This is a genomic window from uncultured Ruminococcus sp. (assembly GCF_947301925.1).
Lineage (GTDB): Bacteria > Bacillota > Clostridia > Oscillospirales > Ruminococcaceae > Ruminococcus.
This window is the reverse complement of sequence record NZ_CAMYUE010000001.1, coordinates 233,877-248,304: the sequence shown is the minus strand read 5'-3', so window position 1 is coordinate 248,304 and position 14,428 is coordinate 233,877. Positions and strand designations below refer to the sequence as shown.

General features: G+C 42.6%; 18 protein-coding genes and 2 tRNA genes. 6 read left to right on the top strand and 14 right to left on the bottom strand.

Annotated features, from left to right (window positions below):
• Positions 1-66 precede the first annotated feature (66 nt).
• A tRNA-Arg gene (locus Q0Y65_RS01180) sits at positions 67-143 on the bottom strand.
• A 176-nt stretch (positions 144-319) separates the two neighbouring features.
• Between Q0Y65_RS01180 and Q0Y65_RS01175 the strand changes: the two genes are divergently transcribed.
• Positions 320-395, top strand: a tRNA-Lys gene (locus Q0Y65_RS01175).
• 146 nt (positions 396-541) lie between these two features.
• Here Q0Y65_RS01175 and Q0Y65_RS01170 read toward each other — a convergent pair.
• The 8 genes from Q0Y65_RS01170 to Q0Y65_RS01135 form a co-directional block, all read right to left on the bottom strand.
• Positions 542-904 (bottom strand): sporulation initiation factor Spo0A C-terminal domain-containing protein, encoded by a 363-nt coding sequence (locus Q0Y65_RS01170; protein WP_297955802.1) that lies wholly within the window; start codon positions 902-904, stop codon positions 542-544.
• 166 nt (positions 905-1,070) lie between these two features.
• Complete coding sequence (locus Q0Y65_RS01165; RefSeq protein ID WP_297955799.1) at positions 1,071-2,705, bottom strand: class I adenylate-forming enzyme family protein; 1,635 nt, start codon at positions 2,703-2,705, stop codon at positions 1,071-1,073.
• Between the two features lie 208 nt (positions 2,706-2,913).
• Positions 2,914-3,351 (bottom strand): zinc ribbon domain-containing protein, encoded by a 438-nt coding sequence (locus tag Q0Y65_RS01160; protein WP_297955797.1) that lies wholly within the window; start codon positions 3,349-3,351, stop codon positions 2,914-2,916.
• Positions 3,352-3,399: 48 nt separating this feature from the next.
• Complete coding sequence (locus Q0Y65_RS01155; RefSeq protein ID WP_297955794.1) at positions 3,400-4,674, bottom strand: thymidine phosphorylase; 1,275 nt, start codon at positions 4,672-4,674, stop codon at positions 3,400-3,402.
• A gap of 76 nt (positions 4,675-4,750) precedes the next feature.
• Entirely contained in the window at positions 4,751-5,020 is a 270-nt protein-coding gene (locus Q0Y65_RS01150) for a pro-sigmaK processing inhibitor BofA family protein (protein WP_297955791.1), read from the bottom strand.
• Complete coding sequence (locus Q0Y65_RS01145; RefSeq protein WP_297955788.1) at positions 5,017-5,310, bottom strand: hypothetical protein; 294 nt, start codon at positions 5,308-5,310, stop codon at positions 5,017-5,019. Before Q0Y65_RS01145 ends, Q0Y65_RS01150 begins: the two co-directional genes overlap by 4 nt.
• Before the next feature lie 18 nt (positions 5,311-5,328).
• Positions 5,329-5,679 (bottom strand): hypothetical protein, encoded by a 351-nt coding sequence (locus Q0Y65_RS01140; RefSeq protein ID WP_297955784.1) that lies wholly within the window; start codon positions 5,677-5,679, stop codon positions 5,329-5,331.
• A 12-nt stretch (positions 5,680-5,691) separates the two neighbouring features.
• Positions 5,692-5,943, bottom strand: coding sequence for a hypothetical protein (locus tag Q0Y65_RS01135; protein WP_297955781.1), 252 nt, complete (start codon positions 5,941-5,943; stop codon positions 5,692-5,694).
• Between the two features lie 95 nt (positions 5,944-6,038).
• Between Q0Y65_RS01135 and Q0Y65_RS01130 the strand changes: the two genes are divergently transcribed.
• The gene (locus Q0Y65_RS01130) at positions 6,039-6,521 is read left to right on the top strand and encodes a metallophosphoesterase (RefSeq protein WP_297955778.1); all 483 of its coding nucleotides are present in this window, start codon (positions 6,039-6,041) and stop codon (positions 6,519-6,521) included.
• 88 nt (positions 6,522-6,609) lie between these two features.
• Here the strand turns inward: Q0Y65_RS01130 and Q0Y65_RS01125 are convergent, their stop codons facing one another.
• The 5 genes from Q0Y65_RS01125 to proC all read right to left on the bottom strand — a co-directional run bounded on the left by Q0Y65_RS01125 (position 6,610) and on the right by proC (position 10,981).
• Positions 6,610-8,013, bottom strand: a complete 1,404-nt coding sequence (locus tag Q0Y65_RS01125) for a hypothetical protein (protein WP_297955776.1) — start codon at positions 8,011-8,013, stop codon at positions 6,610-6,612.
• Positions 8,010-8,492, bottom strand: coding sequence for an RNA polymerase sigma factor (locus Q0Y65_RS01120; protein ID WP_297955773.1), 483 nt, complete (start codon positions 8,490-8,492; stop codon positions 8,010-8,012). Before Q0Y65_RS01120 ends, Q0Y65_RS01125 begins: the two co-directional genes overlap by 4 nt.
• 101 nt (positions 8,493-8,593) lie before the next feature.
• On the bottom strand, positions 8,594-9,517 hold the full coding sequence (locus Q0Y65_RS01115; RefSeq protein ID WP_297955771.1) for a DUF624 domain-containing protein: 924 nt from the start codon (positions 9,515-9,517) through the stop codon (positions 8,594-8,596).
• Between the two features lie 24 nt (positions 9,518-9,541).
• Positions 9,542-9,838 (bottom strand): hypothetical protein, encoded by a 297-nt coding sequence (locus Q0Y65_RS01110; RefSeq protein ID WP_297955768.1) that lies wholly within the window; start codon positions 9,836-9,838, stop codon positions 9,542-9,544.
• Between the two features lie 342 nt (positions 9,839-10,180).
• Positions 10,181-10,981, bottom strand: a complete 801-nt coding sequence (gene proC, locus Q0Y65_RS01105; RefSeq protein ID WP_297955766.1) for a pyrroline-5-carboxylate reductase — start codon at positions 10,979-10,981, stop codon at positions 10,181-10,183.
• Between the two features lie 156 nt (positions 10,982-11,137).
• Between proC and Q0Y65_RS01100 the strand changes: the two genes are divergently transcribed.
• The 4 genes from Q0Y65_RS01100 to Q0Y65_RS01085 all read left to right on the top strand — a co-directional run bounded on the left by Q0Y65_RS01100 (position 11,138) and on the right by Q0Y65_RS01085 (position 14,421).
• Positions 11,138-11,410 (top strand): hypothetical protein, encoded by a 273-nt coding sequence (locus Q0Y65_RS01100; RefSeq protein WP_297955763.1) that lies wholly within the window; start codon positions 11,138-11,140, stop codon positions 11,408-11,410.
• The gene (locus tag Q0Y65_RS01095) at positions 11,403-12,287 is read left to right on the top strand and encodes a radical SAM protein (RefSeq protein WP_363293477.1); all 885 of its coding nucleotides are present in this window, start codon (positions 11,403-11,405) and stop codon (positions 12,285-12,287) included. Before Q0Y65_RS01100 ends, Q0Y65_RS01095 begins: the two co-directional genes overlap by 8 nt.
• A gap of 93 nt (positions 12,288-12,380) precedes the next feature.
• Positions 12,381-12,884, top strand: coding sequence for an RNA polymerase sigma factor (locus tag Q0Y65_RS01090; RefSeq protein ID WP_297955757.1), 504 nt, complete (start codon positions 12,381-12,383; stop codon positions 12,882-12,884).
• Entirely contained in the window at positions 12,877-14,421 is a 1,545-nt protein-coding gene (locus Q0Y65_RS01085) for a hypothetical protein (RefSeq protein WP_297955755.1), read from the top strand. The genes Q0Y65_RS01090 and Q0Y65_RS01085 overlap by 8 nt, the downstream gene beginning before the upstream one ends.
• Positions 14,422-14,428 lie beyond the last annotated feature (7 nt).

Here is a 14,428-nt window from a genome sequence, read left to right as displayed (position 1 = left end):
ATTATACCCGTTTTCTGCGTCTATGTCAAGAAAAAGAAAAAGTCATGCTATCTGCATGACTTTTTCTGGCGTGCCTGGAGGGATTCGAACCCCCGACCTACTGGTTCGTAGCCAGTCACTCTATCCAGCTGAGCTACAAGCACATCTTTTGACGACTTAAATATTATATCACGTATTATTATAAAAGTCAACAGATTAACGCAAAAACGTCAGATTGCACTAATTCTGCCCCAAAAAGTTAGCACATTGACCAATTATATAAAAAGATAGAAAACACCTTGACAATTATCCTGAAATTTGATATAATTAATTTTGTTGTGAGACATTAGCTCAGTCGGTAGAGCATACGCCTTTTAAGCGTAGGGTCGAGGGTTCAAATCCCTCATGTCTCACCAGCGGCGGGGAGCCCCCGCTGGCGGATTCGCGTTTCACTTTTTGTGAGACGCGAATTTTTTTCATGCTCTATACCGTATAGCCTGTCTAATCTTTTTGACTCCGTATATAATAATAGAAAAAGAGCAGCTTTAAAGCTGCTCTTTTTTCAAAGAAGGTCAGAATAGTTTATCCTGATCCACTCCGCAATAGTCGATATAAAAACTGAATTGGTAGGGATATCATTCTCGCTCTGAAGAGTGTTCATGAATATCAGCTCGGCCAGCGCTTCATCATGACGGTACCAGCCTGATTTGATCGCATGGCGAACAGCTCTTTCAATTGAACACTCTGAGGTATTATACGATTCCGCAAGCTTGGAATACAGATCCTTGCTGCAAACCGTCAGTTTTCCCTCAGACGTCACACAGATCAGTATGCCGTCACGCAGATAATGATATCCTTTCGTGTTCGGAGAGATCCCGAGATTCAACAGTGTGTTTACGATTATTGCTACGACGTTATTCTTCATTTATTATTATCACTCCTTCGATGTTTTCAGACAAATTATAACATACTTTGGGCTCAATTTACATAGGAGATTTTGTCGTTGAGTGACGAGTATTGTCGAAAAACGTCGAGGTTTAAGATATTTAACGCAAAAAAGCCGATGAAACGTGTTCATCGGCTTTTATCGATCAGTTCTTTATCTGCTTTGCTACAAGACTTTCGCCGCAGTAGATAGAACGAAGCTTTGGCTTTTCGATCTTTCCTGTGGGATTTCTCGGAACATCAGCAAAAATGATCTTGTGAGGTCTCTTATACCTCGGAAGTTTCTGACAGAATGAAGTTATATCCTCTTCCGAACAGGTATGATCTTCCTTAACGGATATGATAGCAGCAGCGATCTCGCCCAGTCTCTTATCAGGAAGTCCTATAACAGCAACGTCCTTTATAGCAGGATGACTTCTGAGGAAGTCCTCGATCTGTACAGGATAGAGATTTTCGCCTCCGCTGATAATAACGTCCTTCTTACGGTCAACAAGGTATATGAAACCGTCCTCGTCCTCCTGAGCCATATCACCTGTATAGAGCCAGCCATCCTTCAGAGTTTCCGCTGTGGCTTTTTCGTCTCTGTAATAGCACTTCATAACGCCGGGACCCTTAACAAGAAGCTCGCCTACCTGGCCGCGCTCTACCTGATTACCGTTTTCGTCGGCGATCTTCACTTCCCAGCCAAAGCCGGCCTTGCCTATAGCGCCGACCTTATGTATATTCTCAACACCAAGATGTACGCAGCCCGGACCGATAGATTCGCTGAGTCCGTAGTTTGTATCGTACTGATGATTGGGGAATACCTTCTTCCAACGTGCAATAAGCGATGGCGGAACAGGCTGTGCACCAATGTGCATGAGCCTCCACTGATCAAGCTCATAATCGGAAAGATCAATATCTCCCCTGTCTATAGCGTCCAGTATATCCTGAGCCCACGGAACAAGGAGCCATACTATTGTACAGCCCTCCTCCGAAACTGTCTCTATTATCGACTTGGGCTTTACACCTTTAAGGAGAACAGCTTTACTGCCTGAATAAAGACTACCGAACCAGTGCATTTTTGCACCTGTGTGGTAGAGAGGCGGAATGCAGAGGAAAATATCGTCACGAGTCTGACCGTGGTGATTCTGCTCTACCTTTGCAGAATGCATAAGACTTGTGTGATCGTGAAGAATAGCCTTCGGGAAGCCTGTAGTTCCTGATGAAAAATAAATAGCTGCATTATCGTCATCTGTAAGCTTTACATCGGGAGCTGTGCTCGCACAGTTAGCCACAAGGCTGTCATAATGCTCAGCAAAAGAAGGACATCCCTCTCCAACGTAGAAAAGAAGCCTGTTTTTGCTTATCTCGTCAGCGATCTCCTCTATTCTTCCGATAAACTCTGGACCGAACATAAGGATATCGACTTCTGCGAGATCAAGACAGTATTTTATCTCGTCAGCTGTATATCTGAAATTCAGCGGAACCGCAAGGGCGCCTGTTTTGAGAATTCCGAAGTATATCGGGAGCCACTCAAGGCAGTTCATGAGGAGTATACCCACCTTGTCTCCCTTGTGTACTCCTCTTTCAAGGAGCATATTTGCAAAACGGTTGGCTTTTTCGTCAAATACCTTCCATGTGATCTCACGTCTGTAATGGCATTCGGGATCTGATTCGATAAGCTCGTATTCCTTCCATGTAACGCGGCGCACCTCGGTGATCTCGGGATTTACTTCAACGAGGGCAACATCGCTGCCGTATAATCTGGCATTTCTTTCAAGTAATTCTGTAATAGGCATTATGCTTGTCCTTTCTGCATAAACAGCTCCTTGCTTTTATGTATAAAAGTCAAAAAGCTGCAAAGCGATAAACTATTTATATTTTATCACAAAAAAGCGAAAAAGTAAATACCCAATCAATGTTTTATTCAACAAAATGACACTTTAAAATTCAGCACAATGCATAAATAAAGGCACATATTTGATTATATGTGCCTTTAAGAACTTATTATTCGACATCGTCCGAGCTGAAGACCGATTCTGTCGCGGTCTCCGAAGTTTCAGGTGTGATGATCTCAACCTTTGTGCCGCACTTGTCGCAGTAAGCCTGATCCTTGCGGATATGAGCACCGCAGTTTGAGCAGGTTATCTTATCTTCAAGCGTCATGAGCAAGGCCTTCAGTTCTTCAAGATTAGCGCTCTTCTCCTTAATATCGGCAGCTATAGATGCATACTCGCTGTCCGGATCGTCTGCTATCTTCTCGAACAGAACCTTTCCCAGTTCGATATAGTCGGTGTTTATGTCCGACTGAACACGGGCGATCTCGCGTTTCATTTTTGTTTTCTCGGCAAATTTCTTTGAGCTGTTTGAAACGGTCTTAGCGCCGCGCTCAACAGATTCACCGAACTTACCTGCAATATCCTTTACTGATTCTACAAATCCCATTTTAACTACCTCCGTTTTTGTATTATGGTCTTGAAATACGGCCATTGATTATGTATAACTTGGTTTTTCAGTGATCTCAAACTTCACAGCATTGAGAGCCCTTACGGCTGCATCGGAGAAATCGCTGCATACCGTTGAATACAATGTCATTATGATATCATCGGCAGCAAGCTGATCGCCTATATCGCAGTTCATGACAATACCTGCACTCATATCAAGCTTATCTTCCTTGGAAAGCCTGCCTGCCCCGAGAAGCAGTGATGTCATGCCCAATTCCTCGCAGTTGAAGCCGAGGATCTTCATATCCTTGGTTGCTCTTATCTCATATTTGAGCAGCGGCTGCGGCAGCAGAGAAGTATCATCGCATATCCTGTAATTTCCTCCGTGAAGCTTGATCGTATCGCGAAGTACGTTCAGTGCCTTTCCCGAATCAACAGCTTCTTCAGCCATCTTCCTGCACGAAGCATTGTCGCCCTTGCCGGAAAGCTCAAGCATATCGGCCGCAAGCTCGATACAGATATCATAAAGCCTGCCTTTCACCTTTCCCTGAAGCACTTCAACCGCCTCTTTTACTTCGAGAGCATTGCCGATATTCTTTCCAAGAGGAGAATCCATATCGGTAACTACAGCCTTGCACTTCTTTCCTGCCGATTTACCTGCTTTTTCCATAAGAACAGCAAGCTTTTCAGCATCCTCCTTTGTTTTCATGAAAGCTCCCGATCCGTACTTGACGTCAAGCACGAGACAATCAGCATTCATAGCAAGCTTTTTGCTCATAATACTTGCACATATAAGAGGTATACTGTCAACTGTACCTGTTGCATTCCTGAGTGCATACATCTTCTTATCGGCAGGACACAGCTCGCCTGTCTGAGAGATTATTGAGAAATTCGTATGTCTCAGTATCTTTTCAAATTCAGCAAGAGGCAGATCTGTACGGTAACCTTCAATGCTTTCCAGCTTATCGATAGTTCCGCCTGTATGTCCCAGCCCGCGCCCTGACATTTTTGCCACACATACACCGCAAGCGGCTACAACTGGTCCGACAATAAGGGTGGTTTTGTCGCCTACACCGCCCGTACTGTGCTTGTCTGCCGTAAAAGGTATGCTCAGCTTTAAGATATCGCCGCTGTCACGCATTGCAGCAGTAAGCGCGAACGTCTCCTTTTCGGTAAGTCCGTTGAGGCACACAGCCATAAGCCATGCCGACATCTGATAGTCGGGCACATCTCCGTTAGTAAAGCTCCTGACAAGCCAGCTGATCTCTTCTTCGTTTAGTTCCTGTGATTTTTTAGTTTTATTAATGATATCAATTATGTTCATGATCCACCTCCTATAATGATATTTTACCATAAAAAATACAATAATTCAATAGTTTTTGTGAAATAAGACTTTGTTTTTACAAAAAATTCATTATTACAAGAAATACAACAAAGGGAACTCCCAAAATAACGCTTCCGATGATATTGAAAAGATTCAGATTTATTTCAAGGCTGAATACAGTTCCGTACCTGTTAATGATAAAAAGCGCCGCACTTCCGGTTAATGCACCTGTAAGAACGTAAATGAGCTTTTTTTCCCTTTTTAAATAATATACAATAATTATAGCTGTAACTGCAATGCATAAAAAGATGAATATTGTATCCGCATTCATTTTAATACCTCTCATAGTAATATATATCCCAATGCGATCATAAGCTTTATATCAGCGCCTTCCTTTATAAGCAAATACAACAGAGCGGCAATAAGCAGTTTGTCGCTGTCTATACCACCATCAAGCAAATCGTCAACAAAGCTTCTGTGTTCCGCTTTTACAGAATCATTATCGCTGAAGTCTGTCCGCTCACATCTCCTATCATCAGGAGGCAGATCAGCGGCGATATTCCGAGGACAGTTCTGGTGTATCTTCATATCACCGCAGCAATGTATATTCCTTTTGCCGTCACCGTATACCGCCACAGGATCACCTCCCTATCGTTATATGAGCTCCTGCAATAAACCGCTGTCTTTCAGTATATTCCACATAGCAAGCAATTTCATCAGTTTTATCGCCTTATCAACGCGCTTCTGTTTTTCCGCTCCGAGATGAGGCTTCAGCGCAAGAAGCAGATCGGTGTTCTTGTTCTCGCCCGACGCAGCCCCCATAAGGCTCGTAAGCTTGAGGACCGTTCCAAGATCAGGCTGATCGCCGGCTGCGTCAGCAGCAGTCTGATCTTCTTGTTTTTCGCTTTTTTCCTCGGATACAAGCATATTTGCAAGCTCGGTAAGCTGCTTTACGCTTTCTTCGTCTGATAAAAGCTCACTTATCCTGCTCGTTAAATCGTCCACATCAACCACCTGTTACTTTTTGCCGCCCGAAAGCTTTTCATATAACGCTTTTGCCTGCGGAGTGTTCATCATCTTTTCAACAAGTTTCGGGTTATTAACAGCCTGTTGAAATCTTGCCGCGTCATTTTTGTTCATAGCAGACAGCGCACTGTCAAACTTGCCTTCTTCAAGCTCTGTTCTCAGCTTTTCAGGCGGAACTCCGATCTTTTTGCTGACAGCATTGAGAAGTCCCGATATCTTCCTGGGATCGATGTTATTATTCATATATACCTCCGTTTACATAATGTATACAATAGTATATTGCATTTTTACTTGGATTATGTTATAATATGGTATAAACTTTTCGGGGAGGGATGATCATGCGTATTGTCGTTTTATCAGATACACACGGTAATTACTTCAATCTTGAAAGTATTATTCTAAGAAATACAGATGCAGACTGGATAATCCACCTTGGTGACGGAGAGCACGAGCTCGATAACTTTATCCTCTCACATCAGAAAATAGCTCCCAAAATAATCCATGTTGCCGGAAACTGCGACTTTGACAGTCTAAGCGAGGACCATATTATACTTCCCGTTATGGAGCATAAAATCTTTGCCACCCACGGTCATCACTTTGGTGTAAGCGGATCACTTGAAAGACTGAAAGATCTTGCTCTGACCAATGAGTGTGATGTCATCCTTTTCGGTCATACCCATATGCGCTATCAGAGCTATGAGGACGGGCTTTACATAATGAATCCCGGAAGTGCTTCTATCCCGCGTGACGGAGGCAAGCCCTCCTTCGGACATATAGATATATCCCCTGCCGGTGTGGTCACCAATATAGTCGATGTATGACCTCCCCTGCTTATATTCTATGCAGAGACTATATCATTGTTACATAAGAATATCCCCTTGAAGCTGATTCAAGGGGATATTTTTATATTTAGTTTGCCGAAACTGCATTTGGACGCTCATATGAGCTGTCATACTCCTTTATTCTTGTGATATCTGCTGACATGACCACAGGGTTTCCCTTATAATTTACGCTTATCTCTGCTGTCATATCCAGTGCGTCCTCGCCGTTCATGTTATGGAGAACAGCGTGTACCTTGCATACATGGATATCAGGATCATATTCTGTTACCTCAAGCTTATCCGTGATATGTCCGATACCTCTTCCTGTGCTCTTTTCGCTGTCACATCCGATATTTATATCGTTGTATTCCTGCCTCTGTTCGATATAGCACTGAATAGCAACTGCCGAAGTGTATTCGGGTCTGTCTCCTGTTTCAATTGAGCTGATTTTCCATTCTCCGTCTATCAGATTAAATGTGATAAGCTTTTCTTCGCCGTATTTAGCATTTTCCATACCTGTATACGGCATTTTTATAAAGCATGAAGCAACAAAGCTATCTTCATTTATTCCGAGTATCTGTGGCTCTGTTGTTATACTTATCGGGAATGAATGTTTTCCGTTTGCATAATACGGAGCATTTTCCGGCTCTACAGTACTCTTTGAAACATACAGACCGCCGTTATATTCTATATAAATTCCGCTATTAATTGAAAACGCTTCATCATCAGCTGTTCCTTTGCCATCTGGTCTGATATCGACTCTGCTTCCGCTCTCGAACTTGCTTACATCTCCGCCAAGCCAGCCTTTTAAAGTTGCTCCAAATTCAAATTCATTTGCGTCCTTGTAGTTATCAGGCATTGTGCAGGTTTCATATGTTTCACCGTAATGCTTTCTCTCTATTGAAGACGAAATCGGGGCTTTGTAGTACTCATAGATATCCTGACAGTTCTTGAAGCGGTCATCTGTCACCTTGTAGAACGTGCGCTCTCCGCCGAAATTATTTGACCACTCTTCATCCGTACTGTCATAGGTATAGAATGTAATACTATCGCTGCTGTCATATGCAACTTCTCCATATTGCAGTACATTCAGACTATCAACATAATGCTGTGTGAGTTCGTTTGCTATAGTCTCATAATCATATTCAACAGGGGCTACGGTAACTGTAGCTTCTTCTGTGGACTCCTCAGCAGGCTCGGTTGATTCCTCCCGGCTTATATCTGTGATCTGTGAAGCATTTCTGCCGTTCTTGTGGAGAAATACACCTGTTGCTCCTACACCGCCTGCAACTATGGCAATTGCAGCTGCTATGCCGATATACCTCATTGCACTGTGTCCGCGGCGTACTTCTACACCCGAGACCTTTTCCTCATAATCTTTTGTATCAAGCTTTATTCTGTTCTCACGTCTGCTCATATCAAGTACCTCTTTTCTGCACCGCTCGTCTGCTTCAAGGCGGTCTGTTACTTTCCTATAATCGTTCATGTTCATAGCCCGAGCTCCTTTCCGAGTATTTCCTTCAGTTTCTTTCTTGCGCGGTATAGCTGAGTCTGTACTGCAGATTCATTATTGCCTGTTATCGCGCCTATCTCCCTGACTGAGTAATCCTCGTAATAATATAGATGAATGACGACTCTGTATTTTACAGGAAGGGACATGACAGCATGATATACCTCGCTCTCCTCGGGAGTCTCGTAGGTCAGTGCAGCCTCCTCAAGAGGAACGGAGTTCAGTGAATACCTGTATCTCAGCGAGCGGAACATATCTCTGCATTTGTTTACAGTGACCTTCAGCAGCCAGCTTTTCTCTTTCTGCTCATCATCAAAGTCTGCATTAGTATTGAACAGCCTGATAAAAACTTCCTGCATTATATCCTCTGCATCTGCTTTGTTCCTGCAATATGAAAACGCCATACGATATACCGTATTATGGTATTTATCATACAGTTCCGCTAACCTGCCGGCATCCATCCTGTCACTTCCTTTCTTTTCTGAAGCGCTTCGTATATATAACGAAACAGCTGTATAAAATATCACAAAAAATAAACGGCGCCATAAGACGCCGTCCGGATTTATGAAATTCTCTTTCCTTTGCCCTTTGCACGCTTCTCAATAGGCTTTTCCTTACCGCCCATATCCGTGAAAATACGCTCCTCATCTGTGGGAGAATCATCAACGAGCTCGGGATTGATCTCTCCGATACTTGTATAATACGGATTGATGACATACTTCTGTATAATAGGATAGCTTATGAAGCAATTGAGCAGACATAGTATCGCTGCGGGGAAAAATGGTACGAGCAGCAGAAATACGGGAAGAAAATAGAACTCGATCACTACCATAAGTGCTACAACCAGAAGAGAGATCACAAATGTAAGCAGATTCTGTTTAAGGGCAACAAATGCAAGTGCAAAAGAATTCTTCAGAATATTCTTCAGCGAAAGGCTCGTAGCGGTCATCATCAGGAATATGTAATGGTTCATGATGATAATTACCAGAAACAGGCTGAAGGTCAGTACCATGGGGATATACATGAGCTTTGACTGCGTCTGTATGGCAAGAGCAGGATATACATTAAGTGATGCGATCGCAGATATCACTATAAGGCAATCGATAAAGCCTACGATAGCTGCATTTTTAAAATTATTCCTGAAACCTTTGAAAAAGTCCCTCATAACGAACGAATGCTTGTTTATGACGAAAAGCCGGATGACCTTCGTCATTCCTGCTGTTGCAGGGCCGATCAGCACCATAAAGATCAGAAGCATCACTACCATCGATGTAATAGAAGCCGCATAGCTGTTCTTGAAAAGACTCATTACAGGCAGTACCATAACAAGCGGCAGATAAAAAAGCATATACACAAGATTGATCTGCATAAGCTTCCAGAATTTTCTGCCCACTATATCAAAGAAAAGAGCTGCTCCCTTTTTCTTAGGCGCATTTTTGGAAATACCTACGCCAGCAGTTTCATAATTTTTAGAAAAAAGGCCCAATTTGAAATTCCTCCGTTTTTGTGTCTACCGACGGGAAAGATAAAAACTGCATACAGCTCCGTCGGCAAAAGATATAAATAAAGATATCAGAACAAGAACTGAATACTTGATCATAAAAAGCTTTACGCCGCCCTGCGGACGGTCATGTTCTTTTCTGAGAAAGCAGTATGAAAAGACTGCGCAGGACGACCGTATACCTTCTCTTGCGGCAACAGCCGTTACCAATGAAAAAGCAACAGCCTTCGGAAGTACAGTTATCAGAACAGTTACTATCCCCGCTTTTCCGTAGGTCATATAGACTGCTGCTGCGGAAATCCCCATGCCTATGCCTCTGTACAGAAGAAGCAATAATTCAAAAGGCTGTCCGACCGCACATAAGCCAAAGAAAAAAGCTGCTGTGACGAAACACAGAGATGTTATGAACGTTCCCGTTATTAGCTGAAAAACATTAAAGCCGTCTTTCGGCAAAAGGAAAAACTGATTCACAGTCACATATGACGGCAGAGAGGTGTACTTCGCAATAAAAGAGCCGATCACCACACCTGTGATTATAAAAAGGATATATATCGACAGGCTTGTCCTTCGCAGCGCTATTGTACTTACGGTTTTCATGCATATCATTCCTTTCTTTTAAATGATATGCACGTTGTTCATGATAAAGAACTATTTTGAAAGCTCGTATGCTCTGTTTGTGCAGCTCTCGCAGCATTTCTTCACAACACCTGTGAGATCGCCCTCATAGAGTCTGTCCAGTCCTGCAAGAGTAGTTCCGCCGGGAGATGATACCATTTTTATGAGTTCATCAATGGTATTGCCTGAATCGGTTATCATTTTTGCTGAACCGATAAGGCTCTGAGTAAACAGCTCCTCTGCCGCAGCTCTGTCAATACCAACTGAAGCAGCATAATCAATAAATCCTTTTGCAAAAAGGTAAATGAAAGCAGGACTACTTCCGTTTATAGCTATTATCTCTTTCATCTTATCCTTGGGGATAACAGCTGCCTTACCGCATATACGGAAAATATTGAGCACAACATCAAACTCTTCGTCTGTTACTCTTTCATTGCGCGAAAGGGCGGAAGCACCTTCTCCAAGTAGAAGCGGTGTATTGGGCATAACAAGTATTACTTTTGCCTCGGGAATAGTTTTCTTTGCAATGAATTCATCTCCGATGCCTGCTGCAATAGAAATAATAACAGTATCCTTTGTGGTGTGAGCAGCTATCGTTTCAAGAACACCTTCAATTATCTGAGGCTTGACAGCAAGGAAAACAAATCTGCACTTTTCCATTATCTCCTTCTCGTCAGTACAGGGCTTTACTCCGAACTGAGAAAGAGCCTGCACCTTCTGGGAGTCGGGATCGAAAGTATAGAGTTGTATATCCTTTCCGAGACTGCTTGTGGATATTCCTTTCATGATGGCAGAACCCATATTGCCTGCACCGATAAAACCTATATTAGTCATACCTTATCTCCTTATAATTTATGTAATATTAATTATACATCATTATGTACAAAAAAGCAAGTGGTTTTTTGTGATAATAAATGATGTAGCATTTTTTCGACTTTTATTGACATTCTCAGACATCAATGATAGAATTATACTCAGGGGGGATATGCAATGGATAGGAAAAAGCCTAAAAATAACAGAATTACGCGTTATTCTGACGGAGTGATATACTATAAGAGCCTTTCATGCAAGGCGAGCATAGTTGAGGACAGAGCTATAACAGATTTCTGCATCAAGAACAAGGTGTCAAAAAGTCTTTTTCTTACAGCAGCGGCTATGTATTGCATAAAGCATGAGGTCGATGTCCATGAATTGCTCAACAGCACATTAACGCCGGAAAACTTTAATTTCAGAGATTATATATTCGATGAATACGATGAATAATTGCATTATCTGCCCTCGGAAATGCGGTGCAGACAGACAAAAAAGCAAAGGATTATGCGGAGCAGGAAGCAAGGTAATAGTCGCAAAAGCCTGCCTCCATAAGTGGGAAGAACCCTGTATCTCATACAAAAACGGAGCAGGCACTGTTTTTTTCTCAGGTTGCAGCCTGCACTGCTGTTTCTGTCAGAATAACAGGATAAGCAATGAGCTTTTCGGAAAAGAGATATCTGACAGACAGCTTGCAGATATATTTCTCAGACTTCAGGATACCGGAGCCGATAACATAGATCTGGTAACACCGACCCATTTTGTTCCCAATATCATAAACGCTCTCGATATGGCAAAGCACAGACTCATAATACCTGTGGTATATAACAGCAGCGGATATGAGCTTACGGACACGATCACTATGCTGAAAGGATATATTGATGTATATCTTCCCGATCTGAAATACTACTCGCCCGAGGTCTCTGCAAGGTATTCCTCTGCTCCCGACTATTTTGCAAGAGCTTCAGCGGCTATTCTTGCAATGAAAGAACAGACAGGGCCTCCTTTGTTCAACGATGAAGGCGGACTTGTGCGCGGCACGGTGATACGTCATATGGTACTCCCTACCCACAGACATGATTCAATGAAAATAATCGAATGGATAGCCGGGAATTTTTCCGCCGATGAAATACTTGTAAGTATAATGAACCAGTACACGCCATTTGATTTTCTTTCGGACGAATATAAGGAGCTTCACAGGCGTGTTACCAAAATGGAATACAACTCTGTTGCAAATCGAGCCGCCGAACTCGGACTGAACGGTTTCACACAGCAAAAAAGCTCTGCTTCAGATGAATATGTGCCTGATTTTGATCTGTCAGGAATATAAAGCTCCTTCGCCGGGGCTTTTTTTCATTTATGTGTCACAAAACAGTCTCCAACAGTGTTATATATTATGAAACGTTTCAAGCGAGGTGATAAAATGACTCAGGAAAACTCCGATAAGGTCAAAAAACTGTACGAATTATATGAGCAGCCGATGTACAGGATCGCATATGCCGTCCTGCATGACGAGGGCCTTGCCGAGGACGCTGTTTCTGAGGCATTTATCAGACTCATGGGCAAGCTTCATAAGATCGGAGATTGTCAGAGCAGCAGGACAAAGAATTACATAATAAAAATAATCAAGAGCACCTCTATAAATATTTATCGACGTAATAAAAAGAGGTTCTCATCAGAGCTGCCTATAGATGAAGCTTTGCAGATTGCAGATGATTCTCAGTCCTCTGACAAAAATACTTCTGTTCAGGAAATACTCAGTGATCTGTCCGAACCTGACAGAAGCATAATCGTACTTCGATGCATAAAGCAGATGCCCTGGAGAGATGTCGCAGACAGACTGTCTATCACCGAATCAAATGCAAGAAAGCGTTTTGAGCGTACGAAGAAGCGCCTGAAAATGAAAGGAGAAATTAGAGATGAGTAAAAGGATATTTCCCAACTCCGAAGAATGGAGCAGGATCATAGATGAGGCGTTTTCATCTGACAAGGATCATGATTTCTCCGTAATGTATGAACTGCGCAAAGCAGATATACAGAAAGGGATAACAATGAAAAAGACATCAAATCATATAAAAGGGCGCTACCTGTCTATGGTGGCAGCAGCAGCCGCTATTGTCATCGCCGCTCCTACAGCAGTATATGTTTTGTCAAAAGGGCAACCTTCCGACACACCTGTTGCAGAAATTGAAGCCACAGAGGGAAACACCGGGGCGATCACACTTTCGGAAGAACCGACAGAAGCAGATCCCGTCAACGAAGCTATCGGTTCAATGACCATGGAAAAGAACGGCAAATACCAGTATATACTGAGATTTACCCCTACTGATGAAGAAGCAAACGACGAGCAAAACTATGACGTTGAGTATACATTTCTGCCTGAGGGAACTTACCGGAGAGAACACGATTTCAAATATCAGGTAGGAACAGGCGGAGGTATCTCTCCTTGTAAATACCGTGTTTCCGCGAATGTTTCTATGGAAGAAAAAGTGGGCGGTATAGTAAATGTTGACGATGTTTCCAATGACGAAAAGACAGCATATATATTCTACCGTCAGGAAAATGCATATTTAGGTGCGGAAGGCACAAATTCATTCGGAAGAGTTGTATGGATACATTTCAAGGGAACAAACTTTATACTTCAGCTCTGCTTTACTGACGATATCTCAGATGATGACGTCCGCAGTGTTATTGACGGTGCTAAGCTTGTACCGTCTGAGGAACAGGCTGCAGGTATATGGTTCAACAGAGAAGAATCTACCGACAGCAATAATGTTCAGCCTGCAACAAGCGGAAAGAGCATTGACGACTTTACTGTAGTAAGCGTTGGCGATACAGTAAAGGACGAGCGTGAAGACGGAAATAATATCGAGATAACTGTTAATGACGCATGGGTTCAGGATAATTTCGATGGTATAACAACTGACGGCTGCGGATGGCCTGCGGATTACAGCGAATTTCTTGACGAGGACGGCAAGATATATGAAACGTATTATTATGGTACTGTCGGAGACGGTATAAATACTATTGATGAAATTACAGATACTGTAAAGACACAAAAGAAAGTTATAGTTCTCGACCTGACATATAAAAACGTTGGGGACGAAGATATATTTGAGGATTTTGAAAACTGTAAGCTTGGCTGCAATATATTCCCAAGTCTGATTATAGCTCCCCAATGGGACTGCTACTGGCGCGTTAAAGCAAGCAATACAGATAAAAGGCTTCTTAATCACAGCAAGCTTGCCTGTGAGGACTTTTTATCACTTGAATCAGATAATAAATCTGGTAAAAACGCAATAAATATCCCAGCGGGCGGCGAAACTCATGTAAGGATATCACTTGCTGCCGATGCAGACGACCTTGACAATCTGTATGTAGACTATACAGGTCATGCGATGAATCATACGAACTATAAGAACTCGGCAAAATATCCGATATTACCTGTAAAGGATATCAAATAGGCTCAAA

Coding starts and splice junctions, on each gene's coding strand:
- Q0Y65_RS01170 (WP_297955802.1), bottom strand. CDS start 904: ATGAAGAATAACGTCGTAGCAATAATCGTAAACACACTGTTGAATCTC.
- Q0Y65_RS01165 (WP_297955799.1), bottom strand. CDS start 2,705: ATGCCTATTACAGAATTACTTGAAAGAAATGCCAGATTATACGGCAGC.
- Q0Y65_RS01160 (WP_297955797.1), bottom strand. CDS start 3,351: ATGGGATTTGTAGAATCAGTAAAGGATATTGCAGGTAAGTTCGGTGAA.
- Q0Y65_RS01155 (WP_297955794.1), bottom strand. CDS start 4,674: ATGAACATAATTGATATCATTAATAAAACTAAAAAATCACAGGAACTA.
- Q0Y65_RS01150 (WP_297955791.1), bottom strand. CDS start 5,020: ATGAGAGGTATTAAAATGAATGCGGATACAATATTCATCTTTTTATGC.
- Q0Y65_RS01135 (WP_297955781.1), bottom strand. CDS start 5,943: ATGAATAATAACATCGATCCCAGGAAGATATCGGGACTTCTCAATGCT.
- Q0Y65_RS01130 (WP_297955778.1), top strand. CDS start 6,039: ATGCGTATTGTCGTTTTATCAGATACACACGGTAATTACTTCAATCTT.
- Q0Y65_RS01125 (WP_297955776.1), bottom strand. CDS start 8,013: ATGAACATGAACGATTATAGGAAAGTAACAGACCGCCTTGAAGCAGAC.
- Q0Y65_RS01120 (WP_297955773.1), bottom strand. CDS start 8,492: ATGGATGCCGGCAGGTTAGCGGAACTGTATGATAAATACCATAATACG.
- Q0Y65_RS01110 (WP_297955768.1), bottom strand. CDS start 9,838: ATGGGGATTTCCGCAGCAGCAGTCTATATGACCTACGGAAAAGCGGGG.
- proC (WP_297955766.1), bottom strand. CDS start 10,981: ATGACTAATATAGGTTTTATCGGTGCAGGCAATATGGGTTCTGCCATC.
- Q0Y65_RS01100 (WP_297955763.1), top strand. CDS start 11,138: ATGGATAGGAAAAAGCCTAAAAATAACAGAATTACGCGTTATTCTGAC.
- Q0Y65_RS01095 (WP_363293477.1), top strand. CDS start 11,403: ATGAATAATTGCATTATCTGCCCTCGGAAATGCGGTGCAGACAGACAA.
- Q0Y65_RS01090 (WP_297955757.1), top strand. CDS start 12,381: ATGACTCAGGAAAACTCCGATAAGGTCAAAAAACTGTACGAATTATAT.
- Q0Y65_RS01085 (WP_297955755.1), top strand. CDS start 12,877: ATGAGTAAAAGGATATTTCCCAACTCCGAAGAATGGAGCAGGATCATA.